The following is a 24,040-nucleotide window of genomic DNA, read 5'->3' on the forward strand; positions in this document are numbered from 1 at the left end:
GTGAACGGTGCGACCCGCGCTAGAGGGGGCGGTCCCGCGCATGACCAGTCCCCGCTGCGGGCACTTCCCCCCGTGCCCTTCCCCGCGCACCATCCGCTCCTCATCACGAGGGGAACAGCGACAGTGGCGAAAGCACCGATCTGGCAGTGGGGGGCGGTCGAGACCGCCAAGGCGATCAAGTCCGGCAAGGTCTCGTCGGAAGAGGTGGTGAAGGCGAGCATCGACCGGATGAAGGCGGTGAACCCGAAGCTCAACGCCGTCGTCGTCGACCTGTCGAAGGACGCGCTGAAGGCCGCGAAAGCCGCCGACAAGGCCCTGGCCAAGGGCGAGGCGGTCGGGCCGCTGCACGGCGTCCCCGTCACCATCAAGATCAATCTCGACGTCAAGGGCCAGGCCAATTCCAACGGCGTCGTCGCCTTCAAGGACAACATCGCTCCCGACGATTCCGCCGTCACCGCCAACCTGCGCAAGGCCGGCGCGGTCATCGTCGGCCTCACCAACACGCCCGAATTCTCCATGCGCGGCTTCACCGAGAACCCGCTGCACGGCCTCACCCTCAACCCCTGGGACCCCGCCATCACCTGCGGCGGCTCCTCGGGCGGCGCGGGCTCGGCGGTCGCCGCCGGCATCGGCGCCATCGCCCACGGCAACGACATCGGCGGCTCGCTGCGCTGGCCGGCCTTCTGCAACGGCGTCGCCACCATCAAGCCGACGCAGGGGCGCATCCCCGCCTTCAACCCCACCCAGATGAACGGCGACGAGCGCCCGCTCATGGCCCAGTTCATGTCGGCCCAGGGGCCGATCGCCCGCTCCGTCGCCGACGTGCGCCTCGGCCTCGAGGTCATGGCGATGCGCGACCCGCGCGACCCCTGGTGGGTGCCGGCACCGCTCAAGGGCCCGAAGCTGAAGGGGCCGATCAAGGTCGCGGTCGCGAAGATCCCGCGCGACATGAAGACCGACACGAAGGTGATCTCGCTGGTCCGCAAGGCGGCCGACCACCTCGCCGATTCCGGCTACGACGTGAACGAGGTCGAACTGCCCGATCTCGACGGCACCTGGAAGCTCTGGTCGGACCTCATCTTCACCGAGCTGACGGTGCTGCAGGAGCCGACCATGCGCCAGCACGGCAGCCCCGACTTCATCAAGGCCATCGAGGCGATGAAGGGCACGAGCACGGTGCTGGACCGCGAAGGCTACATGAAGGCCATCGCCCGCCGCTCCCGCGTGCTGCGCGACTGGATGATGTTCCTTGAGGAACACCCGGTGATCCTGTCGCCGCTCTCGGTGCGGCAGACGCCGTCCTACAACGCCGATCTCGAAAGCCCCGAGCGCGGGCGCGAGCTGTTCTGGAACGACCTGCGCTTCATGTCGGCCATCAACGTGCTCGGCTTGCCGGCCGCCGTCGTGCCGGTCGGCCTCGTCGACGGCAAGCCCATCGGCGTGCAGCTCATCACCTCGCGCTACCGCGAGGACGTCTGTCTCGACGCGGCGGCCGCCATCGAGAAGAAGGCGGGCACCGTCGTCGGCGAACTCTGGGCGCGCGGCTGAGTCGCGCGATCGGGAAGGGCGCCGCGGCTGCGGCGCCTCACTCGCCCGGGCCGGGAACCGGCGGGCGCAGGTCCTTGCCCGAATAGTCGACCCAGGCGAGCGTGGCGCCGAAGCCGCAGAACACGACCAGCACGAGCCCGAGGAACAGCGTTTCCGTCATGGCAGAACCCCCTCCGAAATGTCGGCGGGAGATTGCCCGCGCCGGCCGGTCCGGGGCCTTGATCCACGTCAACATGCCCCTGGGGGAGCGCGGCCGTTCATCGCGCTTGGCGAGCGCCCGGCCCCGTTGCTAGAACGGACGGACCGCAGCGCTGCAGCTTCAGGATCAGATCATGGCCGACGACGCCCTCCTCCTCGGCAAGAGCACCAAGCAGGAATGGCTGGCGCTGAGGTTCGGCAACCGCCACGGCCTGATCACGGGCGCCACCGGCACCGGCAAGACCGTGTCGCTGCAGGTGCTCGCCGAGGGCTTTTCGGCGGCGGGCGTGCCGGTCTTCGCCGCCGACATCAAGGGTGACCTCTCCGGCGTCGCCGCCATGGGCGAGGAGAAGCCCTTCATCCTCGAACGGGCCAAGACCGTCGGCCTCGACTGGCACGCGGACGAATTTCCCGTCGTCTTCTGGGACCTCTTCGGCGAGCAGGGCCATCCGATCCGCGCGACGGTGGCCGAGATGGGGCCGCTGCTGCTCTCCCGCCTGATGGATCTCAACGAGATCCAGGAAGGCGTCATCAACATCCTCTTCCACTATGCCGACAACAACGGCCTCGCGCTCCTCGACCTGAAGGACCTGCGCGCCATGCTGCAGGAACTCGGATCGAACAAGGAGCTGCAGAACGAGTTGCGCGCCGCCTACGGCAACGTCTCCGCCGCCTCGGTCGGCGCCATCCAGCGCCAGCTCCTCACCCTGGAGAACCAGGGCGGTTCGAAATTCTTCGGCGAGCCGGCGCTGGCGCTGAAGGATCTGATGCGCACCGACAGGGAGGGGCGCGGCCACATCAACCTGCTTGCCGCCGACAAGCTGATGGCGAGCCCGCAGCTCTACGCCACCTTCCTGCTCTGGCTGCTGTCTGAACTCTTCGAGGAACTGCCGGAGGTCGGCGACGTCGACAAGCCGAAGCTGGTCTTCTTCTTCGACGAGGCCCACCTCCTGTTCAAGGACGCGCCGAAAGCGCTGGTGGAGAAGATCGAGCAGGTGGTCCGTCTCATCCGCTCCAAGGGCGTCGGCGTCTATTTCGTCACCCAGAACCCGCTCGACGTGCCGGAGACGGTCCTCGCCCAGCTCGGCAACCGCGTGCAGCATGCGCTCCGTGCCTTCACGCCGCGCGACCAGCGGGCGGTGAAGGCCGCCGCCACCACCTTCCGCCAGAATCCGAAGCTGAACACCGAGGAGGTCATCACCCAGCTCGGCAAGGGCGAGGCTCTGGTCTCCACCCTCGAGGGCAACGGCGTGCCTTCCATCGTCGAGCGCACCCTCATCTCGCCGCCGCTGGCGCGCATCGGCCCCGTTTCCGAGCAGGAGCGGCGTCAGATCATGGCGAAGAGCCCCTTCCGCGGCAAATACGACGAAACGATCGACACCGAGTCGGCCTACGAGATCCTGCAGAAGCGTGCGCGCCAGAAGATCGAGGAGGCCGAACAGGCCCAGCAGGCCGACAGCGGCGGGCTCGGCGGCCTTCTCGGCTCCATCCTCGGCGGCGGCTCCGCACCGACGGGCAAGGGCCGCGGCCGGGCGCCGATGTCCACGACCGAGATCATCATCAAGAACGCCTCCAGTTCGCTCGCGCGCAGCGTCGGCACCCAGATCGGCCGAGCCATCATGCGCGGCGTGCTCGGCGGCCTCGGCCGCCGCTGATCCAGAGTCCCGCCGGATTGCGTCAATTGCAGCGAAATTCGTAGAGGGTCTTCAAGACGGTATCATTATCCCCTCGCCCGGGAGCCGAAGACCGAGCCCGGACGGTCGTCGCCGCGTTGATTCAACAGGCTGCGAAGTCCTGCCGGTCCCGGCTGGTGTCGGGAATGATGCGAATGGCGGGAACGAAACAGATTCACGGCGCCCGGGTCGTCGTGCTGCGCCTCGACGGGGTGGATCCCTCTGTCGCGGCGGAGGGCCTCAGGAGCCTCGGCATGATCCATGCGGTGGGTCTGGCGGACCAGGGCGAACTGTCGCTCCACGTCGAACAGGGGCGGGTCGACGTGATCGTCGTCGCCGCCGCACGCGCCGCACCCGATCCGGTGGCCCCGGCGGGGGCCCTGCCGCGGCCCCCCGATGCGGCGCTGCGCAGCGGCATTCCCTGTCTCCTTCTGGTGCCCGCCTTCTCCCGCGCCGTCGCGCGGGCCGCCCTGACGCTCGGCTATGCCGCCGCCATGTCCGCCGACGCCGCGCCCCGCCTCGTCTATCGCCGGGTCGGCGCCCTGATGCAGCGCGTGCGCCGCTCCGGCCGCGCCCGCGACGTCGCGGGCGAAACAGGCTGAGGCCCTGCCGCGGCGGGTGGCTGTCACGCTTCGCGCCGCGTTTGCAATCCAGGGCGAGGTTGCTAGCGTCCCGCCCTCGCTCCCCAACCGGACGCATCCGCCATGACATCCCGCCCCGTCGACCAGGTCCTCGCCGCCGTCGATTCCGGCCTCGACCAGAGCCTCGAGCGCCTCTTCGCGCTGCTGCGTATCCCCTCCGTCTCCACCGACAGCGCCTATGCCGCCCATTGCGTCGCGGCCGCCGAGTGGCTGGCCGCCGATCTCGCCGCCATGGGCTTCACCGCAGAGGCCCGCGCCACGGGCGGTCATCCGGCGGTGGTCGCGAAGAGCCCCGGCAACGGCGGCCCGCACGCGCTCTTCTACGGGCATTACGACGTGCAGCCGGTCGATCCGCTGGATCTGTGGGAGACCCCGCCCTTCGAGCCGCGCATCGCCACTGCGCCCGACGGCTCCAAGCGGATCGTCGCCCGCGGTGCCAGCGACGACAAGGGCCAGGTCATGACCTTCGTCGAGGCCTGCCGCGCCTGGAAGGCCGTGACCGGCACACTGCCCCTCGGCATCACCATGCTCATCGAGGGCGAGGAGGAGAGCGGCTCGAAGCACCTCTTCGACTTCGTGCGCGCCAACAAGGCCGACCTCGCCGCCGACATCGCGCTCGTCTGCGACACCGGCATGTGGGACCGCGAGATCCCGGCGATCACCACCTCGCTGCGCGGCATCGTCGTCGACGAGTTCAAGGTCGTGGCGGCGAACCGCGACCTGCACTCGGGCGTCTATGGTGGCGCGGCCGCCAACCCCATCCACATGCTGGCCAAGGCCATCGCCTCGATCCACGGCGCCGACGGCCGCATCGCCATTCCCGGCTTCTACGACGGCGTGGAGGACCTTCCGCCCGACGTCCTCGCGGACTGGAAGGGCCTGAACCTCCGTGCCGAGGAGTTCCTCGGCGCCGTCGGTCTGAAGCACCCGATCGGCGAGAAGGACCGCCTGCTCATCGAGATGGTGACCTCGCGCCCCACCTGCGACATCAACGGCATCTGGGGCGGCTATACCGGCGAGGGCTCGAAGACCGTCATTCCCTCGGAGGCCTGGGCCAAGGTGACGTTCCGCCTGGTCGGCAAGCAGGATCCGGTGAAGGTGCGCGAGGCCTTCCGCGCCCATATCCGCGCCCAGCTTCCCGCCGATTGCCGCGCCGAGTTCTTCGGTTCGCGCGGCAGCGCCGCCATCGCGCTGCCCTGGGACATGCCGGTCCTCGCCAAGGCCCGCGCCGCCCTGACGGACGAATGGGGGCGCAAGGCGGTGACCATCGGCACCGGCGGCTCGATCCCCATCGTGGGCGCCTTCAAGGAGGATCTCGGCCTCGACACGCTGCTCGTCGGCTTCGGCCTCGAAGACGACCGCGTCCACTCGCCCAACGAGAAATACGACCTGACCTCGTTCCACAAGGGCATCCGCTCCTGGGTCCGCATCATCGACGCGCTGGCCGGTTGACCGGTCAGCCCGGGTCACCCGCCGGCGCCCGCCAGGTGCGGATGGCCGGCGCCCGGGCCGGCCCTGTCGCCGTCTCGCCCAGACCATAGGACCGGGCGAGCGTGCCGAGCGCCAGCTTGAGCACGACCTTGCCGGCCCTGAGCGGCCAGCGCCGCTCGCGCTCGGCCTCCTCCAGTCCCTTGAGGAAGCCGCAGACGTCGAGGAGCAGGGAGGCGAAATCCGGTCCGACGGCGGCGATCGCCCGGTCGAGCCGCTGTTTCGCCGCGACCACGACATCCGCATAGTCCGGTCCCGACCCCGCAGGCCGCCCGCCGGAGACCGGCGCCGCCCAGGTGGCGCCGAGCCGCGGCGAGAGGCCCGCCAGTGTGAAGTCGCGACGGAAGCGCTCGCCGGCCTCGACCTCGGTGGATGACAGGAAGGGCCGGCCCGCCGCATCCTTCCGGCTGGCGAGCCAGCGCAGCGGGCTCTCCGTGAGGTCGATCTCCACCGGCCCCTCCGGCCCCTCCACCAGAGCGCGCTCCTGATGGGCGCGCCGGAAGCGGTCCGCATCGTCGCCGGCCTGGCCTCGCGCACCGGTCATCGGCAGCGCCCTCCGACGGTGACGCGCTCGCGCCGCAGCGGCATCAGGATGGCTTCCAGCCCGGTGAGCTGCCGGTCGAAGGCGGGATCGTCGCGCTCGTCCTCGATCCGGCGCAGGGCATGACGGAGCGTGGCGCGGTCGCGACCGAAGGCGGCGGCGAGCCGTGTCAGCTCATAGCCGAGCGCGACATGGGCCAGGTAGATCGCGAGCTGACGCGCCGCCGCCACCTGGGCGCCGCCACGGCTTGCCCCGAAGAGAGCGAGGCGGTCCACCCCGGCGACCCAGGCAGCGAGCGCCGCGGCGACATCGATCCCGGCCTCTCCGGGCCTCGCGGACCTGGAAGGCGGCGAGAGGTGAGGGGACATCGTTAGGACCTCCGTGAAAAGGACTACAATCCTTAAGAGCGGGAGGCGCAAGGGTAATAAGTTTTTATTCCTTCGGATGTCAGCAGGCTGTCGGCCCACCGGGAAATCGCGTCTTCGCAGGGACTTAACCCGCGGGTGCAACCGCCGGGAGGAAGAATCGCGGAAAAGTTGTCCCCATCATTCCCCTGCCCGCCATCCTCGCGCATGGACGCAAGGAGGATCGCGATGACCGGAACCGGACGAGGGGATTGCCGCATCCGTAGCTGGCGCGCCACCGAGGGACGCTCCGATGCCGATGCCGCCTGCCCTGTGATGCGGGCCAGCGGCCTGTTCGGTCCGGCGGAGCGTGGCGGCGCCCTGTTGCGCCGGCTGGAGCGGCAGTTGCGCCGCGAGCGTGCTCTGAGCAGGGCGGCAGGCGAGGGTTACGACCTCGGGCGGCACGTCGCCCTGCTGCGGGCGGTGGCGCAGATGAAGAGGGGCGCCGAAAAGCAGACGACGCCGCCCGGAGATCCGGACGGCGTCGTCGAAGACGGAGTGGATGAGCTCAGCGGCCCTTGCGGCGGCGCTGCTGGCCGAGGCCCATCTGCTTGGCGAGCTGCGAGCGGGCGGCGGCATAGTTCGGCGCCACCATCGGGTAGTCGGCCGGCAGGCCCCACTTCTCGCGGTAGTCCTCCGGCGAGAGGTTGTACTGGGTGCGCAGGTGGCGCTTCAGCGACTTGAACTTCTTGCCGTCCTCGAGACAGACGATGTAGTCCGGCGTGATCGACTTCTTGATCGGGATCACCGGCTTCAGCGGCTCGGCCGGAGCCTCCACCTTGCCGGTCGTGACGTTGACCAGGGCATTGTGGACGTTGTTGATCAGACTGGGAAGGTCGGCGGCGGAGACGGAATTGTTGCTGACGTAAGCCGACACGATATCGGCGGCGAGCTCGATATAGTTGTTGGCAGTCGACGAGTCGGCCATGGTCACGAAATCCTCTGACAGGCGACGTTGAAGAACCCCGTCGCGGCCCGGAGCGTTGCGCTCGTTTGCTTGCAGGGCGCCGTCCGATTCAGCCTGTTGGCCCGGGACAACGTCCATGTGGCGCAGATACTGCCGCTGAGCTTGGCTGGCAAGGCCTGAATGGCAGGCTTTAAGTAAAAAAGTGGATATTGGGGCGGTTCGCTTTCAGCAAATTCAACTGCTACGGCGAAGTATGGTCCCAAAACGAGTAGTTTCCTTCACCATGCAACCGCCTCCGTGGGGCAAATCGCCGCGATTCGCCCGCATCGTCCCGGTAGTCGATACATAATGTTACCAATGCCACGGCTCTGCCCTACCAATGAACCACGCGTTAATACTGCATTGCCGCAAAGTGATTCCGAGGCGCCGCCTCCGCCTTCACCCGAATGGATGATCTCATGACGCTCGACGCCAAGGCCGCTCCCGCCCCCGTGGCCGACCCCCGACCCACCCGGCGCAGCGTGCACGGGGTCGACCTCGTCGACGACTACGCCTGGCTGCGCGCCGCCAACTGGCAGGAGGCGCTGCGTGATCCCGGCGTGCTGCCGGCGCCCATCCGCGACCACCTCATGGCCGAGAACGCCTATGCCGAGACCGTGCTGGCGCCGGTCAAGCCGCTGATCGAGGCCATGGTTCGCGAGATGCGCGGGCGTATCAAGGAAGACGATTCGGCGGTGCCCTCGCCCGACGGCCCCTTCGACTACTACGACCGCTACCGCGAGGGCGGCCAGCACCCCATCGTCTGCCGCCGCCCGCGCGGCAGCGAGGATGGCGAGCAGGTCATGCTCGACGGCGACGCCCTCGCCGAGGGCCGCGCCTTCTTCGATCTCGGTGGCGCCACCCACAGCCCGGACCACCGGCTCCTCGCCTGGAGCTACGACGACAAGGGCTCGGAATTCTTCACGCTCAAGGTGCGTGACCTCGCCACCGGCACCGATCATGCCGACCTCGTCGAGGAGACCGGCGGCGATGCGGTCTGGAGCGCCGACGGTTCGGCGCTCTACTACATCCGCCTGGACGACAACCACCGCCCGCTCAGGATCTTCCGCCACGTGCTCGGCGAGGACCAGGCGCGCGACGCGCTCGTCTTCGAGGAGAAGGACACCACCGTCTTCGTCGGCATGGGCGAGACGACGGCAGGCGGCCTGGCGCTGATCTCCTGCTCGCAGAGCGATTCGACCGAGACCTTTGCGCTCGACCTCACCCGTCCCGACGCCGAGCCCCGCCTGGTCCTGCCCCGCAGGGAGGACGTGAAGGCCTATCCGGACTACCACCCGTCCTGGCGGGGGGAGCCGACGCTGTTCATCCGCACCAACGACGAGGCCGAGGACTACCGCATCGTCGCCGCGCCCCTCGCCGCGCCGCAACGCGAGCGCTGGAGCGAGGTCGTGCCCCACCGCCCAGGCGTGCTCATCCTCTCGGCCCATGTGTTGAAGGACTGGCTCATCCGCCTGGAGCGCGAGAACGCCCTGCCGCGCATCGTCATCCGCAACCTGACGACATCGGAGGAACACGCCATCGCCTTCGACGAGGAGGCCTATTCGCTCGGCGTGCTGCCCGGCTACGAATTCGACACCGACACGCTGCGCTTCGTCTATTCGTCGATGACGACGCCGAACGAGACCTGGGACTACGACATGCGCGCCCGCACGCGCGTGCTGCGCAAACGCCAGGAGGTCCCCTCCGGCCACGACGCCGCGGACTATGTCACGCGCCGCCTGCTGGCGCCCGCCGCCGACGGCGAGACCGTCCCCGTCTCGCTGGTCTACCGCCGGGGCACGCCGCTCGACGGCACCGCCCCGGTCCTGCTCTACGGCTACGGCTCCTACGGCGCCTCCATGCCGGCCTCCTTCTCGACGTCGCGGCTGTCGCTGGTCGACCGCGGCTTCGTCTACGCCATCGCCCATGTGCGCGGCGGCATGGAGAAGGGCTACCGCTGGTACCGGACGGGAAAGCGCGAGTTCAAGACCAACACCTTCACCGACTTCATCGCCTGCGCCGAACACCTGGTCGCAAAGGGCTTCACCGCGAAGGGCCGCATCGTCGCCCAGGGCGGCTCGGCCGGCGGCATGCTGATGGGCGCTGTGGCCAACATGCGCCCGGACCTCTTCGCCGGCATCCTCGCCGAGGTGCCCTTCGTCGACGTCGTCGCCACCATGCTCGACGACACCCTGCCGTTGACCCCGCCGGAATGGCGCGAATGGGGCAATCCCATCGCCGATCCCGAGGCCTTCCGGCGCATGCTCGCCTATTCGCCCTACGACAATGTCAGGGCGCAGGCCTATCCGCCCATCCTGGCGCTCGCCGGCGTCTCGGACCCCCGCGTCACCTATTGGGAGCCGGCGAAATGGGTCGCGCGGCTGCGCGCCGCCAAGACCGACGCCCATCCGGTCCTGCTCGTCACCAACATGGATGCGGGCCATGGGGGCGCCGCCGGCCGCTTCGACCGCCTGGCCGAGGTCGCCCGCTCCTACGCCTTCGCGGTGGCGGTGACCGGCGCGCCGGAGGCGCCCGTTCAGTAGTCGCGCCGGCCGCCGAGCTTCAGGGACAGGGCGAGATGGGCGACGCCGACGAGGCCGAGCCCGAGCGCCGCGATGCCGAGGCCCGGCGTGCCGCCGAGACTCTTGGCGAGGCCGGCGAGGCTCGCCCCCAGCGCCGCGCCGCCATAGATGCAGGCGGCGTTGAGTGACAAAAGCACCTGCATGCGCGCGGGATCGAGGGCGACCAGCCGCGCCTGCTGCGACACGCCGATAGTCCAGCCGAGCATGCCCCAGAGGAAGAGGATGACGCCGCCGAGCCAGGGGCCCCAGGGGATGAAGGTCAGCGCCGCCATCATGGGCAGCGGCCCCGTCGCGGCGATCATGAGGGTGCGGTTGGCGCCGATCCGGTCCACCAGGAAACCGCCCAGCGCGTTGCCGGCGACCGAGCCGACGCCGTAGACGATGAGCAGGCCGGCAACGAGGCCTGCCCCGCCGCCGGTCTTCTCCTCGATGATCGGCGACAGGAACGTATAGGGGATCCAGGCCGCCCCCATCACCGTCACCGTCACCAGCACGGCGAGCGCCAGGCGCGGATCGGTCATGGCGCGGGCGAGATCGCCGAGGGTGGCCGGTGCGATGGCGATCCTCGCCGGCACCCGCAGCCACAATGCGCCGGCCATGACGACGGCCACGGTGGCGATGGCGATGAACAGCCAGGGCCAGCCGATGGTGAAGCCGATATAGCCCGCGGCGGGAATGCCGATGACCTGCGAGACGGTCAGCCCGGCATAGACTGTGGCCAGCGCCCGGCCGCGCTGCGCTGCCGGTACCGCCATCATCGCGACGCCCGCCGCGGCCGGCGAATAGAGCCCGGCCCCTGCCGCGAGCACAATGCGGCCGGCATAGAGCACCGCCGGATGGGCGGCGACGGCGGTGATCAGGGCTCCCGCGGCGATCAGGCCCATGCCGATGACGAGCACGGTGCGGCGGTCCAGCCGGCCGGTGATCGAGGCCCCGAGCGGCGAGCCGATCGCATAGGCGAAGGCATAGGCGCTGACGATCCAGCCGGCGCCGACCGGCGTCAGGGCGAGATCGCGGCTGATCGGCGTGATGACGCCGATGACGCCGAAGGCGCCGAAGCCGACGATGAGCATGCCGAGGGACAGGAGGACGAGAAGGGCCAATCGGGGCTCGGGGTTGGAGGCGGCGGCTGTCGCGGGAGGCGCACCCTATACGAAGGCGCCTGCGGTCACGATGATGTGGATGGTCATAGCCGCCGGCCCGCTGGAACATGGCACGAGGCGACGGGGCACGAGGGGAGGGCGCATGCCGGTATCGCGGTGGAACGGACTGTCCCGGCGCATGGCGCTCGGTCTCGCCGCGGCGGCTGCCGCACCCAGGCTGGGCAGCGCCCAGCGCCCCGTTCCCGTCGATGTCGTGCTGGCGCTGGCGGCCGACGGCTCAGGCTCCATCGACGACGACGAGCTCAGGCTGCAGCGTGACGGCTACGGCCAGGCCTTATCGTCGCCGGAGGTGCTCTCGGTCGTCACGAAGGGCATGCACGGCGCCATCGCGGTGATCTACACCGAGTGGGGCGGGCCGACCTCACAGCACGTCATCGTCGACTGGACGCTCATTCGCGACGAGCCCAGTGCGCGGGGATTTGCCGCCGAGCTCCTTGCCCGGCCGCGGGCGGCGCGCGGATACAACTCCATCTCCGCCGCCATCGACTTCTGCGTGCGCCACATCGAGACCGGGCCCTATCGGGGCCTCAGGCGCGTCATCGACGTCTCCGGCGACGGGCCGAACATCGGCGGCCGCGCCGTCGAGGCGGCCCGCGACGACGCCGTGGCCAAGGGCATCACCGTCAACGCCCTGGCGATCCTCAGGCCCGGCGGCCAGGTTCCCGCGCGCCTCGGCCAGCCGCTGCCCGACTATTATCGCGAGGCGGTGATCGGCGGCCCTGGCGCCTTCGTCGAGGTGGCGGACGCGGACCGCTCCTTCGCCGATGCGGTCAGGCGCAAGATCGTCACCGAGATCGCGTGAGGCGTGCCGTTCCGTCATCCCTGGCGAGCCCGAAAGGAAGATGCGAAAGCATCCCGCTTTCGCTCAATCCTCTGAGGCCGAGGGATGGGGGCCAGGGGTGGCGCGGCGCCGCGGGAGGGGCGGCCTTCACTCACAGAGGCATTCGTATTGCCGCTCGCTGCGCGCCTGGCCGGTGCCGCCGCCCCAGGCCGTCACGCAGACGTTCGACCAGCTCGGACGCAGGTTGAAGCCGGGGCGGAGGCCTTCGCCCGCCGTGTTTGCGGCGCAGACGTTGAACATCTGCCGGCTCGGGAGATAGACGCCCGACTGAACCGGCCGGCGCCCCGCGCCCTGGCAGGCTTGTTCGCAGGAACGGCCGTTCCCCGGCACCCAACTGGTGGCAGCGACGGACGGTGTGGCGAGGGTACCCAGAACGAGGGCGAGGGCGAGGGCGCGGACCATGGCTGGTTTCCGTTAAGGGAAAGAACGGGCAAGCCGTAACGGAAGGGCATGTCTTCGCCAATGCGGATGAATGCCTAACCCTAGCAAAAACCCCGGCGCGATGGCCGGGGTTTTCCGAAGATCCGAAAGACGATAGGCCCGCTCAGGCAGTCGCCTTCTGGAACAGCTCGTCGACATACTCCCAATTGACCAGGTGCTCGACGAAGGCCTTGAGGTAGTCGGGGCGGCGATTGCGGTAGTCGATGTAGTAGGAGTGCTCCCAGACGTCGACGCCGAGGATCGGCACGCCGCCGTGAACCAGCGGGCTCTCGCCGTTCGGCGTCTTGGTGACGACGATCTTGCCGCCCTGCACCGCGAGCCACGACCAGCCCGAGCCGAACTGGGTGACGCCGCCCTGGATGAAGTCTTCCTTCGCCTTCTCGATCGAGCCGAAGGAGTCGATGAGCGCCTTCTCCAGGCCGCCCGGGATCTTGCCGCCGCCGTTCGGCTTCATCCACTTCCAGAAGTGGATGTGGTTGTAGTGCTGGCCGGCGTTGTTGAAGATGCCGGCATGCTTGCCGAAGGAGCCCTTGACGATCTCCTCGAGGCTCTTGCCCTCGAATTCCGTACCCTTGATCAGGTTGTTGCCGTTGGTGACATAGGCCTGATGGTGCTTGTCGTGGTGATACTCCAGCGTCTCCTTCGACATGTAGGGCTGCAGGGCGTCGTAGGCATAGGGCAGGTCGTCGAGGGTGAAAGACATGATCTCGTCTCCTTAGGGGGCGCCCGCGTTCGCGCCGTGCGGCAGGCGATCGCACACGAAACAACCCCCCTCACATAGGCCGCCGGGTGCGCGGCGGCAATTGCCCCGCTGCCATGGCGTGGTGTAGTTGCGAGAATCTGACGACCTGCCTTCTATAGGTCGTTTTTTGTCGGCTCTACGGTAGCCGGGAGCGGACCTCGTCGTCCGCGCGGGTGAAAGGACGATCCATGGCCCTCGTGCTGAAGGTGGCGGCTGCGCTGCTGGCGCTGATCGGGGTGGTGACGCTCTACTGGGGCACCAACCCGGCCCTGCTGAGCCTCGGCAACACGGTGATGATCGTCGGCGCCGTCATCGCCGCCGCCGGCATCGTCCTCTTCGGCCTCGCCGCCGTCGTCGACCAGCTCGGTATGGTCGCGGCGAAGCTCGACGCTTTGCGCATCGGGCTGGGCGGTTCCGCCCCGCTGCGCGAGGACTTCGCCGAGCCCTTCGACAGGGCTCCGGTCGAGGAGGTCTCACCCGCACCCGCAGTGACGGCTGCACCGGCCGTGACGGCCGCACCGGCACCCGCCGTGACGACCGCGCCGGCACCCATCGCCGCGCCGCCTCGCGAGATCGCCCTCGACAGGCTGGAAGACGCCTTGATGGCGCCGCCGCCCCCGCCGTCTCCGCCTGTTTCGGCACCGGCCGCGCCGACGCCGCCCTCGCGCCAGAGTTTCGGGTTGCCGCCGCTGACCGCCCAGGCACCCTTCGCGGCGGCCGCGACCGCCGGACTTGCGGCGGCCGCCGGCCTCGCCTCCGCCACCCCTCCGGTCGAGGCGCGCGGCGCCGAGAAGGCGCCGGAGCCCACCCCGGTCGTCGAGCCGCCGGTGGTGGAACCGGTGCGGGTCGAGCCCATCGTCGCGTCGCTCCGCCCCGCGCCGCCGCCGGTGGCCCAGCCGATGGAGGACCTGAGCGACGAGGAGCCCGCCTTCGACGAGGGCAGGGGCGCCGACAAGGCCCCGCCGCGTCCCGAGGACGACCCGGAACTCGTCCATGCCGTCGAGGACATGAAGGCAGAGGTGAAGGCGGCGGAGGCCGATCTCGCGCCCCAGGCGCCGGCCGACGGCGAGCTCGCCGACCCCATGGCCTCGCTCGAGCGCCTGTTGCTCGGCGCCTCGGCGGCCGAGGCCCGCGCTCCCGCCGAGCCGGAGCCGATCCCCTCCCCGCTGCATCGCCCGGAGCCTGCGGCCGAGATGCCGGAGATCGCGGAGGCTGAGGCTGAGGAGGATGCCGACCAGCGCGACGAGGCCGCGCCGGCCGCGGCCGCAGCCGAGCCGCCGGATCTGCCCGATGCCGACGATTTCATGGCACGGCTGCGGGAGACCATCTCCCGGCCCGTCGCCGCCCCGGACATCGTCCCGCCCCGCCGACCCGAGCCGCTGCGCGAGGTGCAGCCGGAGCCGCAGCCGGAGCCGGCCCAGCTCTCCATCGAGGAGGAACTGGAAAAGGCGCTGCAGGCTTCGCTGGCGAGCCCGCCGCCGCCTCCGGTCGAGGCGCCTCCGGTCGCGATCGCTCCCGCCGAGCCGCCGCCCGCCGCTCCGGTGGCCCCGCCGGTGGTCGTGACGCCGCGCCGTCCGGAGCTCGTCCGTCCCGAGCCCCTGCGTGCGGACCCGGAGCCGCCTCCCGCCCCCGCCCCGCGCGAGGACGCCATGGCGGCGCTCGCCCGCGACTTCCCGGAGCTCAACGACATCCTGGCGCCGAAGAAGCCGGCCGACCCCGCAGCCTCGCTGATGGACGATCTGAAGGACATCTTCGAGCCGAAGCCGACACCGGCGCCGCGTCAGGAGCCGGTGATCGCCACGCCTCCGCCGCCGCCCGCGCCGCCACTGCTGCGCGAGGGCGTGATCGCCGGGATTTCATTCCGCCTCTATGGCGACGGCAGCATCGAGGCGGACCTTGCCGAGGGCACCACCCGCTTCGCTTCGCTCAAGGATTTCCGCGCCCACGTCGGCGGCTGAAGGCCGCCGGTCCCCGCCTCAGACGTGCGGGCCGGCGGCTGCATAGTCGAAATAGAGCTCGCGCGCCTTGCGACCGAGCGGGCCGGGCTGCAGCGCCCGGTCGTCGATCTTCGTCACCGGCACGACCTTGGAATAGTTGCCGGAGGAGAAGATCTCGTCGGCGGTCTCGAAATCGGCATAGCGCAGGCTCTGCTCGACGACCGTGACGCCCGCTTCGCGCAGCAGGGCGATGGTGCGTTGGCGGGTGATGCCGTTGAGGAACGTGCCGTTGGGGATGGGCGTGTAGACCACGCCGTCCTTGGCCATGAAGATGTTGGAGGTGGCGGTCTCGGCGACGTTCCCCACCATGTCCATGACGAGGCAATTGTCGAAGCCGCGCGCCTTGGCCTCGCGCAGCGCCCGCCCGTTGTTCGGATAGAGGCAGCCGGCCTTGGAATCGGTCGGTGCGTTCTCGATGGTCGGGCGGCGGAACTTGGACAGGGTGATGGACATGCCGGTGGGCGCGCCCATCGGCGCTTCGTAGAGGCAGAGGCAGAACCGCGTCGTCTCCGGGTCGGGCAGGATGGCGCTGGGGCCATCGCCCTCGGCCCAGTACATCGGCTTGACGTAGAGCGGCACCGACCCGTCGAACTTCTTGGCACCGTCGCGGGCGAGGCCGACGATGCTCTCCGCTCCCATGGTGGGCTTCAGCCCGAGCGCCACGGCCGAGCGGTTCAGGCGCGCCGCGTGCAGGTCCATGTCGGGCATCTTGCCGTCGAAGATGCGGGCGCCGTCGAAGACGGAGGAGCCGAGCCAGAAGGCGTGGCTGCGCGGCCCGGTCAGCGGCGGATTGCCCTCGAGCCAATCGCCGTCGACATAGGTCCAGGTTTTCGACCAGCTCGTCATCGCGCATCTCCTCCGGCGGGGGGAGGCGGAATTTAGCGTGGCAGCGGCCGCCGTCATCATGAATTGTGGTGATCCCTGCCGCGCGAGGATGCGATGGTTCGGCAACGATGACCTTGGGGGAGACGACACCATGCCCGCCACCGCCTTCATGTTCGACGCCTACGGCACGCTGTTTGACGTCCATGCCGCCGTGGAGCGCGCCGGCGCGCCGCTGGGGCCCCTCGCCGGGCCGGTCTCCCAGCTCTGGCGGACCAAGCAGCTCGAATATTCCTGGATCACCACCATGATGGGCGGCTTCGAGGACTTCTGGACCCTCACCGGGCGCGGCCTCGACTTCGCGCTGGCCCGCCACGGCGTCGCCGACCCCGTCCTGCGGCAGGCGCTGCTCGCCGCCTACGAGACGCTCGACGCCTATCCCGACGTCGCGCCCGCCCTCGGCCGGCTGAAGGCGGCGGGCAAGACCACCGCCATCTTCACCAACGGCACCCGCGCCATGGTCGACAAGGCCATCGCCGCCGCCGGAATCGGCGCGCTGCTGGACGCGGTGGTGACGGTGGAGGACGTCGGCGCCTACAAGCCCGTGCCGGCCGTCTATGCCCATGCGCAAGGAACGCTCGGCGTCCCCTCCGCCGGCGACGTCGTCTTCGTCTCGTCTAACCGCTGGGACGTGGCGGGCGCCGCCCGCTTCGGCTTCGTGCCGGTCTGGGTCAACCGCACCGGCATGCCCAACGAATATCCCGGCGCCGACCCGGTGGCGACCTTGCCCGATCTCGCGGGACTGCAGCCGACGCTCGTCGCCTGATCAGGCGGACATCGCTGCCGCCGCGTCGCGGCGGATGCGGTCGATCATCGAGCGCACGCCGTTGGAGCGCTGCGGGGTAAGGTGCTGCTCGAGGCCGAAGGAGCGAAACAGGTCGAAGGCGTCGTCCCTCGCCACCTCGCGGGCCGGGCGGCCGGAATAGAAGGCGAGGGTCAGGGCGACCAGGCCCTTGACGATGTGGGCGTCGCTCTCGCCCTCGAACCGCATGATCGCATCGGGGCCGGGCCGCTCGACATGGGTGACGAGCCAGACGTTGCTGGCGCAGCCCTTCACCCGGTTCTCCTCGCTGCGCTGCTCGGGCGCGAGCGGCGGCAGGGCCTTGCCGATGTCGATGAGGTAGCGGTAGCGCTCCTCCCAGTCGTCGATCAGGGCGAAGGCTTCTTTGATCTCGTCGATGGCGGGCGCGGCAAGCTGGCTCATGCCCGGGATATAGGACGGGGCGGCGCCGAAACAAAGCGCCGCGCGCGTCAGGCCGGCCGGCGCGGCGGCAGCGGCGCCCGCTTCGGCGCGGCACCCGGGGGAACCGCCAGGCCGCCGAACGGCACCTGCAGGTCGGCCGGCACCAGCGTGTCCCGGGCGGCAGGCACGGCCTCGCCGATGACCTCGCGCTGCACGGTCTCGGTGACGGCGCCGACGCCGCGGGCGCAGGTCTCGGCATTGTCGCGGCAGAGCTGGACGGCACCGCGGATCACCGCGTTCGCCACCTGCCCGCCGGACGGCAGCTCGCTCGTCGCCGAGGGCGGCAGAGGCGCCGACGGGGGCAGCACATAGAAGACGAGGCCGAGCCAGAAGGCGGCCTTGAAGAGGAATGACATGACGCCGTTTCCGGTCGCTGGAGCCCTGTATCCGGGCGGTCGTTGTCGCCTCGAGGGCACCGCTCCGGTCGTGGCCGATCATCGGCGCAACCTGTGAACACGGCCTTGGCGGAGAGGGTGAATCCGCCGGAAACCCGCCTGAATCTCGGTTAAGGTTTATGCAAATTGTCGGGATCGTCCGGGCCGGTTGCCGGCAAGCCTTTCTTCACCATGAAGGACGAAACGCAAATACCGTCCATCGCCCGTGCCGGCAGGCGCGCCGACTTAGCGTTTCCTTCATGCGGGGCTGCAATCCTGAGTGCATTGAGAACGGCGGACGCCGCGTTTCGGGGTGAGTGCGTTGCGTGAAAGCGCGTTGATCGGTTCGGTGAGATCCTATCTCGACGGTCTGGTTCATCCGGCCGCGACCGTGGATCCCGTCGTGTTCGCCCGCCACAGGGCCTTCATCGCCACCCGCCTGATTCCGGGCCTGGTCGCCCTCTCGGCCTTGCCGCTCTTCCTCGCCTTCCAGGGCGTCCCCGGCCTCGTCGAGACCATCGCCTTCGGCTGGCTGGTGCTGCCCATCGCCATCGCCACCTTCCTGTCGCGCACCGGCGCCTACCAGCAGGCGCACCTGTTCTCGGCGGCGGCCCTGACCGGCATCGTCTCGATCATCGCCTTGCTGTCCGGTGGTCTCTCCTCCTTCATCGTCATCTGGTTCGCCCTCGTGCCGGCGGAAGCGGTCCTGTCGGGATCGCGCCGGGTCGTGCACAGCGCCGGCGCCATGGTCGTCGGCGCCGTCGGCCTCATCGGCGCCCTCCAGCTCGGCGGCGTGCTGACGCCTTCGGGCCTCGGCTCCACCCAGCTCGCCGTGGCCGGGTTCGCCTCCGCCTTCGCCGCCGTGGTCTATGCCGTCGGCCTCGCGCTCTCCGCCGTGATGGTGAGCCGTGCGGGCGAGGAGGTCCATTCCGTCGGCGAGCAGCGCTACCGGCTCCTCGCCGAGAACATGACCGACCTCATCACCTGCCACAGCCGCAACGGCGCGGTGGTCTTCGCCTCGCCCGCCGCCGAGCGGGTCGTCGGCGTGCCCTCCTACGGCCTGCACGGCCAGAGCCTGTTCGACCGCGTCCATGTCGCCGACCGTCCGGCCTATCTCAACGCCCTGTCCATCGCCGCCTCCCGCCAGATCGAGGCATCGGCCGAGTTCCGGCTGCGCCGCGAGGACGTGGCGGAGGGGCAGACCGGCTTCATCTGGATGGAGATGCGCTGCCGCCCGCTCGCCGGTGCCGGCGGCGACGGCCAGCAGGTGGTCTCGGTCCTGCGCGACGTTTCCGAGCGCAAGCGGCACGAGGCCGCCGTCGAGGCTGCCCGCGACGAGGCCGACCGGGCGAACGAGGCCCGCGGCCGCTTCCTCGCCAATGTCAGCCACGAGCTGCGCACGCCGCTGAACGCCATCAACGGCTTCTCCGAGATGCTGATGCACGAGGAGGCCATGCGCCTCGACCAGGCGCGCCGCCACGAATATGCGACGCTCATCCGCGATTCCGGCGAGCACCTGCTCAACCTCGTCAACTCGATCCTCGACATGTCGAAGATCGAGAGCGGTCATTTCGAGATCACGCCCGAGCCCTTCGCCCTGCCGCCGCTGATCGCCCAGTGCGTGCAGATGATGAACCTGAAGGCGAGCGGCGCCGGCGTGACGCTGAGCGCAGAGGTTCCCGAGGGCGTCGAAGAGGTGGTGGGCGACAAGCGCGCCTACCGGCAGATCCTGCTCAACCTCGTCTCCAACGCCGTCAAGTTCACCAAGCCCGGCGGCTCGGTGACCATCGGCCTGCGCCGCGACGGCTCCTGGCTGTCGCTCTCGGTGACGGATACCGGCATCGGCATCGCCGCCAAGGACCTGCCGCGCATCGGCAGCCCCTTCTTCCAAGCGCGCTCGAGCTATGACCGGCCCTATGACGGCACCGGCCTCGGCCTGTCGGTGGTCAAGGGCCTGGCGGAACTGCATGGCGGCCGCTTCGAGATCACGTCGCAGCTCGGCCGGGGCACCCGGGTGACGCTGCGCATGCCGATGGACTGCGAGACCCACGGCCAGGTGGCGTCGCTGCCGCTGGCCCCCGCCACGCCCCCGGCGGAGACGATCCAGGAGGGACGGAAAATTGCGTGACGCGACCTATGACGACGAGGACCTGCGTCCCCGCCGCGGGCGTTCCTCCATGGAGATGGACGACGAGGCGCCGCGCGCCTCCGTCTGGAGCCAGATCATGGGCCGTAGCCCGGGCGACCGCCTCGCCCTGGCCCTGATGGGCTTCGTCGCGGCCGGCATCGTCGGCAACGCCCTGCTGCGCCAGACCGGCCCCCATCCCGCGCCGCTCTTCGCCGCCGCCGTGATCCAGCCGGCTCCCGCCCCTGCGCCGCGCCCCGCCGACGTGCAGCAGACCGCCAGCATCGCGCAGCGGCCGAGCGAGCCGCAGCCGGTCGCCGCAGCCCCTGCCGCCGCGGCGCGCAGCAAATCCGACATCGTCGCCGACGTGCAGCGCGAATTGCAGCGGCGCCGCCTCTATGACGGCGCCGTCGACGGGGTTTCCGGCCCGAAGACCGAGGCGGCCATCCGCCGCTTCGAGACGGAGGCGCGCCTCGCCGCCACCGGCGAGGCCACCGAAGCGCTGCTCGCCCGCCTGCGCCGCGGCCAGCCGGCGGCGGCCCGGCCCGCTGCGGCGGCTCCCCAGGCGGCGGCGAGGCCGCCCCTGGGGCCGCAGACCATCGCCGACCTCATCTCCCGCGATCCGCGCGCCGTGCCGGCGCCGCGCCCCGCTCCGGCGCCCCGCGAGCGCTCCATCGGCGACCTCATCGCCGCCGAGAGTTCCGGCGCCCGCCGCTGATGCGGGTCACCTCGGACTTCTGGGTCTCCGCCTTCATCCGCCGCGTCGGCCTCGAAGGCGGCTTCGCCACGCTCCGCCGCCGGGGCAATGCCGAGGCCGGCGCCATCGCCGTCACGGTGTCGCGCGCCGCCGACCGGCTGGTCGCCCTCTATCTGCAGGCACCGCAATCGGCCTTCGACGACGGTCGCCCGACCGACCGGCTCTTCGTGCCGGCCTGGCCGGAGGTCTTCGTCGAGGAGATGAGGGTGGCCGAAAAGCTGGAGCGCGAGACCCGCTTCGATCCGGATCTGTGGATCGTCGACGTGGACGACCGTGACGGCCGCGCCTTCGTCGATCTCGCCCGGACCTGACCGGCCTCAGGAGCCCTTCGGCAACCGCGTCGCGGCCGGTCGCGCCGCCGGGGATCGCTGCGCCGGGCGCGCGGCCGAGGTCGACGCCTGGCGCGCCCCGACACGGTCCGAGGCGTCGGGCGCCAGCACCGGCTGGTGTCGGGCAGGCCTGGCCGGAGCGGCGGGGGCGACCTCCTGGAAAGACCGGACCAGCGTCACCGCCACGCCGCGGGGCACGGCGTCGTAGAGCGCGGCGAGGGCGCCGATTCGCTCCACCGAGGTGCCGATGGCCTCGTGGGCGAAGAGCAGGATGCGCGTCGTCGCCTCGCGGCCGAGGTCGAGGGCGCGAGCGACCACCACCAGCGGCTCACCGCCGGGATCGCCGGTGATGCGCGCCGCGGTGGCGCGGTCGAGGCCGAGGGCGCGGGCGACGGCGTCGCCGAGGGCGCCGTCGCGACGGGACAGGGCGGCGACCTCGATCTCCCGGCCGCGCTCCTGCGTCGGAGCGCCGCCGCGCGGCCCGAGGCCCGGCGGCAGGGCGGGCTGCGACATGGCGAGGTCGGCGAGCATGGTTTCGCGCTGGGCCGTGGAGGCGGCGAGGAAGCGACGGCCGAGGTCGGTGGGAGAAGCCAGGAGAGGCTCGCGCAGGGACGGGGCCGGGCGGCCGACGCGGGCGGCGAGGGCCGCCTTCACGGCGGGCTCGTCCATGGCCTCCAGCGCCACCAGGGCGGCGAGGCCGATATCCTCGCGCTCGGCCACGGCCAGCGCCTTCTCCGGATCGCCGGAGCGCACGGCGAGGAAGAGATCGTCGTCCGACAGGGCGCGACAATGGGTCAGGATCGGCCGCGCCACCGCTCCGCTGTCGGCGGCCAGCCGCCGGGCGACGACGGCCGGGGTCTGCCGGTGGCGGGCGAGCTTGGCGGCGACGACGGCGCGGTCGGCCTCGCTCGCCTTCGGCAGGAGGTTGACCACCAGTTCGCCGAACCGGGTGACCTCCGCCGCGGGATGGGAGCGTTCGGCGACAAACTGGTCGACGATCACCCGCAGCAGGGTCGGCCTGACGTCGATGCCGTTCGATCGCGCGAGGCCGATCAATCGCTGGACGCTGGGGAGACTCTGGGACGTCATGAAAGGGCGGCGACCGGAGGGCGGAGGAACGGTTGCCGACAATACGAACGAACTCGTTAGCAGTCCGTTAGTGGAAAGACCGCGTTAACGATTGCGGCCCGCGAGCAGCGCCGGATCGTCCGGCCATGGATAGAGCCGGCGGCCGGTGAAATGCGGTCCCGGCGCGTGGCGGAGCGCCGCCGGCGCATCCCCGGGAAGCGCCGCGCCGGGGTCGCGGGAACTCTCCAGAACGAGGGCGGCGGAGGGCCGGTCGGAGCTGCCGGTCGGCGCCGGCCGGGTGCGGGTGAGCAGCCGGGCGCGCCCGACGCCCCACTCCGCCAGCAGCGGCTGCCCGCCGTCCGCCAGCCAGTCGGCCACCGCCTGCAGCGCGCCGCCCGCGCCGTCGAAGCGCAGCACGGTCAGCCAGTCGGCGGCCAGCGGCTCATCCGCAGCTCTCGGCGCGCCGACATAGGGCGTGCGGATGCTGGGGAGGCCGACCATGAAGGCCGGCAGGTGCGGATCGGCGGCGGCGACCCGCCGGTAGCGGGCGAAGGAGGCGCTTTCGAACACCGACCAGCCCGGCGCCTGATAGACGTCGACGATCCCGAGTCCGCCGCGCACCGCCCGGTAGGAGGTGCAGGTGGAAAAGCCCGCCTCGTAGAGATGGGGGGCGTGGACGTTGGCGTACCAGTCGCAGAAGGTCGCGAGTGCGCCCTCCGGCAGGTCGATCTCGACCACGTAGAGAAGCGGGACTTCTGCGAGGGGCTCTGCCATGGCGGATCCGGGTTCCGGTGCTCCGGCCGATCCGGCCTTCAGGCGGCCTGCGGGTCAAGCGGGAGAGGGGCGGGGCAGCCGTGCCACGACGCGATGGCGGGTAACCGGTCGTTAACCATGAGCGCTGTTAAGTCGGCCCTGCGCGTCGGCGGATTGTCGCCGGGCATGGCCGCATTGGAGGGCAGGCGCAAAAGGAGGACGAGATGGGTGCAGTGCTTCGCTTTCCGCTCGAACGACGGCGCCTGCTGCGCCCGGCCGCAGACGATCCGGGGGCAAGCGGCCAGATCCTGGTGCTCCCCGTGGTGCGCGTCGAGCGCCACGACCTTCCCGCGCCGCCGGTCCTCACCGTCGATCCGCCCCTCAAGGGCGGCGACCGGCCGAAGCGTGGGCGCAGGAGCGCCTGAACCGATCCCGAGAACGGGCCGCTCCCTCTGATGGAAGGCCTCGGCATGCCTCTGGCGCGCCCGTCCCGACTGCCGGCCCCCGCCCGGCTCGCCCTCGCCGCGGCGGCGCTCCTCCTCGCCGCCTGCGCGCCGCAGGGCGACCTCGGCCGTCCCGCGCCCAACGTCCTCAACGACGAGATCATGCCCTGGGCCGGCGGCCATGCCGCCCGCCTGCGCGACGAGCCGGTCTCGGGCTACGCCTTCACCGACGCCGAGCGCGAGATGCGGCAGATGGGCTACGGCCTGATGATGCCGACCCACCCCCTCGACCGCTGGAACCAGTTCTGGGCCGAGCTCAGGCGCACCCGCATCGGCGATCCCGTCCGCTACGATCCCGACCCGCGTGGCTATTGCCGCACCCTCGAGCGGGAGGCCTACCGCTCGTCCCGGGCGCGCTTCATCCGGATGACGGACGACATGCGCGCCGACCGCCAGCGCATCCGCCCCTTCTGCGAGAAGGCGCGGGAGGTGCTCGAGGCCGACCGGGTGCGCGAGGGTGCGCTCGGCTATATTCCGACGCTGACCCCCGTCCAGGTCCGTTCGGCGCGCGACCGCATCGCCGAGAACCGCACCATCATCGCCTGGGTGCGCCACGGCCTGCGCCAGCATGCCGACGCCTATCGCTGCGCCCTCAACACCCAGATCGTCGCGACGCCGGAACACGACGCGGTGATGGCCGAGCGCGAGTTGCGCGGCCTCGAAGAGGACATCCGCGAGTTCGACCGGCTCTGCGCCGTGCTGCCGGCGCGCGGCTCCATCGGCGTCGAACAGGCGCCGCCGCGCTACTACCCGCGTTCGCCGCCGCCGGAAGAGGTGATCATCAGCAAGTAGGGGCGGCCC

25 protein-coding genes are annotated in these 24,040 nt (G+C 70.6%); 13 read left to right on the top strand and 12 right to left on the bottom strand.

Going from position 1 to position 24,040, the window contains the following annotated elements:
* Nucleotides 1-72: 72 nt before the first annotated feature.
* Nucleotides 73-1,548, top strand: coding sequence for an amidase family protein (locus tag C6569_RS02440; RefSeq protein WP_425440693.1), 1,476 nt, complete (start codon nt 73-75; stop codon nt 1,546-1,548).
* A 37-nt stretch (nt 1,549-1,585) separates the two neighbouring features.
* Here the strand turns inward: C6569_RS02440 and C6569_RS22350 are convergent, their stop codons facing one another.
* Nucleotides 1,586-1,708 carry a hypothetical protein gene (locus C6569_RS22350; RefSeq protein WP_281260388.1) on the bottom strand — a complete coding sequence of 41 codons (123 nt, stop codon included), beginning with the start codon at nt 1,706-1,708 and terminating at the stop codon, nt 1,586-1,588.
* 172 nt (nt 1,709-1,880) lie between these two features.
* Between C6569_RS22350 and C6569_RS02445 the strand changes: the two genes are divergently transcribed.
* The 3 genes from C6569_RS02445 (at nt 1,881) to C6569_RS02455 (ending at nt 5,512) form a co-directional block, all read left to right on the top strand.
* Nucleotides 1,881-3,401 (top strand): helicase HerA-like C-terminal domain-containing protein, encoded by a 1,521-nt coding sequence (locus C6569_RS02445; protein ID WP_106747343.1) that lies wholly within the window; start codon nt 1,881-1,883, stop codon nt 3,399-3,401.
* Between the two features lie 173 nt (nt 3,402-3,574).
* A complete protein-coding gene (locus C6569_RS02450) occupies nt 3,575-4,021 on the top strand; it encodes a hypothetical protein (protein WP_106747344.1) in 447 nt (148 codons plus the stop codon).
* A 102-nt stretch (nt 4,022-4,123) separates the two neighbouring features.
* Nucleotides 4,124-5,512 (top strand): M20/M25/M40 family metallo-hydrolase, encoded by a 1,389-nt coding sequence (locus C6569_RS02455; protein ID WP_106747345.1) that lies wholly within the window; start codon nt 4,124-4,126, stop codon nt 5,510-5,512.
* Nucleotides 5,513-5,516: 4 nt separating this feature from the next.
* On the opposite strand, the gene C6569_RS02460 is transcribed toward C6569_RS02455, so the two are convergent.
* The 3 genes from C6569_RS02460 to C6569_RS02470 all read right to left on the bottom strand — a co-directional run bounded on the left by C6569_RS02460 (nt 5,517) and on the right by C6569_RS02470 (nt 7,421).
* Complete coding sequence (locus C6569_RS02460) at nt 5,517-6,092, bottom strand: DUF6456 domain-containing protein (protein WP_106747346.1); 576 nt, start codon at nt 6,090-6,092, stop codon at nt 5,517-5,519.
* Complete coding sequence (locus tag C6569_RS02465) at nt 6,089-6,457, bottom strand: helix-turn-helix domain-containing protein (protein ID WP_106747347.1); 369 nt, start codon at nt 6,455-6,457, stop codon at nt 6,089-6,091. The genes C6569_RS02460 and C6569_RS02465 overlap by 4 nt, the downstream gene beginning before the upstream one ends.
* A 544-nt stretch (nt 6,458-7,001) precedes the next feature.
* Nucleotides 7,002-7,421, bottom strand: coding sequence for a Ros/MucR family transcriptional regulator (locus C6569_RS02470; RefSeq protein ID WP_106747348.1), 420 nt, complete (start codon nt 7,419-7,421; stop codon nt 7,002-7,004).
* 437 nt (nt 7,422-7,858) lie between these two features.
* Between C6569_RS02470 and C6569_RS02475 the strand changes: the two genes are divergently transcribed.
* Complete coding sequence (locus C6569_RS02475) at nt 7,859-9,982, top strand: S9 family peptidase (protein WP_106750863.1); 2,124 nt, start codon at nt 7,859-7,861, stop codon at nt 9,980-9,982.
* Here the strand turns inward: C6569_RS02475 and C6569_RS02480 are convergent.
* The gene (locus tag C6569_RS02480; RefSeq protein ID WP_106747349.1) at nt 9,976-11,124 is read right to left on the bottom strand and encodes an MFS transporter; all 1,149 of its coding nucleotides are present in this window, start codon (nt 11,122-11,124) and stop codon (nt 9,976-9,978) included. The two genes, C6569_RS02475 and C6569_RS02480, sit on opposite strands and share 7 nt — an antisense overlap.
* A 142-nt stretch (nt 11,125-11,266) precedes the next feature.
* Between C6569_RS02480 and C6569_RS02485 the strand changes: the two genes are divergently transcribed.
* Nucleotides 11,267-11,986: a DUF1194 domain-containing protein gene (locus C6569_RS02485; protein ID WP_245898215.1), complete on the top strand. Its 720-nt coding sequence runs from the start codon at nt 11,267-11,269 to the stop codon at nt 11,984-11,986.
* Nucleotides 11,987-12,112: 126 nt separating this feature from the next.
* Here C6569_RS02485 and C6569_RS02490 read toward each other — a convergent pair whose 3' ends face one another.
* Together C6569_RS02490 and C6569_RS02495 are read right to left on the bottom strand one after the other, a co-directional pair.
* Complete coding sequence (locus C6569_RS02490) at nt 12,113-12,427, bottom strand: hypothetical protein (RefSeq protein WP_106747351.1); 315 nt, start codon at nt 12,425-12,427, stop codon at nt 12,113-12,115.
* A gap of 142 nt (nt 12,428-12,569) precedes the next feature.
* Nucleotides 12,570-13,169, bottom strand: a complete 600-nt coding sequence (locus tag C6569_RS02495; RefSeq protein ID WP_106747352.1) for a superoxide dismutase — start codon at nt 13,167-13,169, stop codon at nt 12,570-12,572.
* Nucleotides 13,170-13,396: 227 nt separating this feature from the next.
* On the opposite strand from C6569_RS02495, the gene C6569_RS02500 reads away from it, so the two are divergent.
* Entirely contained in the window at nt 13,397-15,166 is a 1,770-nt protein-coding gene (locus C6569_RS02500; RefSeq protein ID WP_106747353.1) for a hypothetical protein, read from the top strand.
* A gap of 18 nt (nt 15,167-15,184) precedes the next feature.
* Here the strand turns inward: C6569_RS02500 and C6569_RS02505 are convergent, their stop codons facing one another.
* The gene (locus C6569_RS02505) at nt 15,185-16,051 is read right to left on the bottom strand and encodes a branched-chain amino acid aminotransferase (RefSeq protein WP_106747354.1); all 867 of its coding nucleotides are present in this window, start codon (nt 16,049-16,051) and stop codon (nt 15,185-15,187) included.
* Between the two features lie 130 nt (nt 16,052-16,181).
* Between C6569_RS02505 and C6569_RS02510 the strand changes: the two genes are divergently transcribed.
* Nucleotides 16,182-16,853, top strand: a complete 672-nt coding sequence (locus tag C6569_RS02510; RefSeq protein WP_106747355.1) for a haloacid dehalogenase type II — start codon at nt 16,182-16,184, stop codon at nt 16,851-16,853.
* Here C6569_RS02510 and C6569_RS02515 read toward each other — a convergent pair whose 3' ends face one another.
* Together C6569_RS02515 and C6569_RS02520 are read right to left on the bottom strand one after the other, a co-directional pair.
* Complete coding sequence (locus tag C6569_RS02515) at nt 16,854-17,291, bottom strand: SufE family protein (RefSeq protein WP_106747356.1); 438 nt, start codon at nt 17,289-17,291, stop codon at nt 16,854-16,856.
* A gap of 47 nt (nt 17,292-17,338) precedes the next feature.
* A complete protein-coding gene (locus C6569_RS02520; RefSeq protein WP_106747357.1) occupies nt 17,339-17,686 on the bottom strand; it encodes a hypothetical protein in 348 nt (115 codons plus the stop codon).
* 367 nt (nt 17,687-18,053) lie between these two features.
* Between C6569_RS02520 and C6569_RS02525 the strand changes: the two genes are divergently transcribed.
* Genes C6569_RS02525 through C6569_RS02535 form a run of 3 tightly spaced genes read left to right on the top strand, consistent with a single transcriptional unit; the run spans nt 18,054 to nt 20,897 of the window.
* Nucleotides 18,054-19,832 carry a sensor histidine kinase gene (locus C6569_RS02525; RefSeq protein WP_245898216.1) on the top strand — a complete coding sequence of 593 codons (1,779 nt, stop codon included), beginning with the start codon at nt 18,054-18,056 and terminating at the stop codon, nt 19,830-19,832.
* On the top strand, nt 19,825-20,547 hold the full coding sequence (locus C6569_RS02530; RefSeq protein WP_106747359.1) for a peptidoglycan-binding domain-containing protein: 723 nt from the start codon (nt 19,825-19,827) through the stop codon (nt 20,545-20,547). Before C6569_RS02525 ends, C6569_RS02530 begins: the two co-directional genes overlap by 8 nt.
* Nucleotides 20,547-20,897, top strand: coding sequence for a DUF1491 family protein (locus C6569_RS02535; protein ID WP_106747360.1), 351 nt, complete (start codon nt 20,547-20,549; stop codon nt 20,895-20,897). Before C6569_RS02530 ends, C6569_RS02535 begins: the two co-directional genes overlap by 1 nt.
* Nucleotides 20,898-20,903: 6 nt before the next feature.
* Here the strand turns inward: C6569_RS02535 and C6569_RS02540 are convergent, their stop codons facing one another.
* Together C6569_RS02540 and C6569_RS02545 are read right to left on the bottom strand one after the other, a co-directional pair.
* Nucleotides 20,904-22,004, bottom strand: coding sequence for a DUF2336 domain-containing protein (locus C6569_RS02540; RefSeq protein ID WP_146144713.1), 1,101 nt, complete (start codon nt 22,002-22,004; stop codon nt 20,904-20,906).
* An 84-nt stretch (nt 22,005-22,088) separates the two neighbouring features.
* Complete coding sequence (locus C6569_RS02545; RefSeq protein ID WP_106747362.1) at nt 22,089-22,757, bottom strand: hypothetical protein; 669 nt, start codon at nt 22,755-22,757, stop codon at nt 22,089-22,091.
* A gap of 203 nt (nt 22,758-22,960) precedes the next feature.
* Between C6569_RS02545 and C6569_RS02550 the strand changes: the two genes are divergently transcribed.
* Together C6569_RS02550 and C6569_RS02555 are read left to right on the top strand one after the other, a co-directional pair.
* Nucleotides 22,961-23,161: a hypothetical protein gene (locus C6569_RS02550; protein WP_106747363.1), complete on the top strand. Its 201-nt coding sequence runs from the start codon at nt 22,961-22,963 to the stop codon at nt 23,159-23,161.
* A 45-nt stretch (nt 23,162-23,206) separates the two neighbouring features.
* Nucleotides 23,207-24,031: a hypothetical protein gene (locus tag C6569_RS02555; RefSeq protein WP_146144714.1), complete on the top strand. Its 825-nt coding sequence runs from the start codon at nt 23,207-23,209 to the stop codon at nt 24,029-24,031.
* The last annotated feature ends 9 nt before the right edge of the window (nt 24,032-24,040 follow it).

This window comes from Phreatobacter cathodiphilus, assembly GCF_003008515.1.
Lineage (GTDB): Bacteria > Pseudomonadota > Alphaproteobacteria > Rhizobiales > Phreatobacteraceae > Phreatobacter > Phreatobacter cathodiphilus.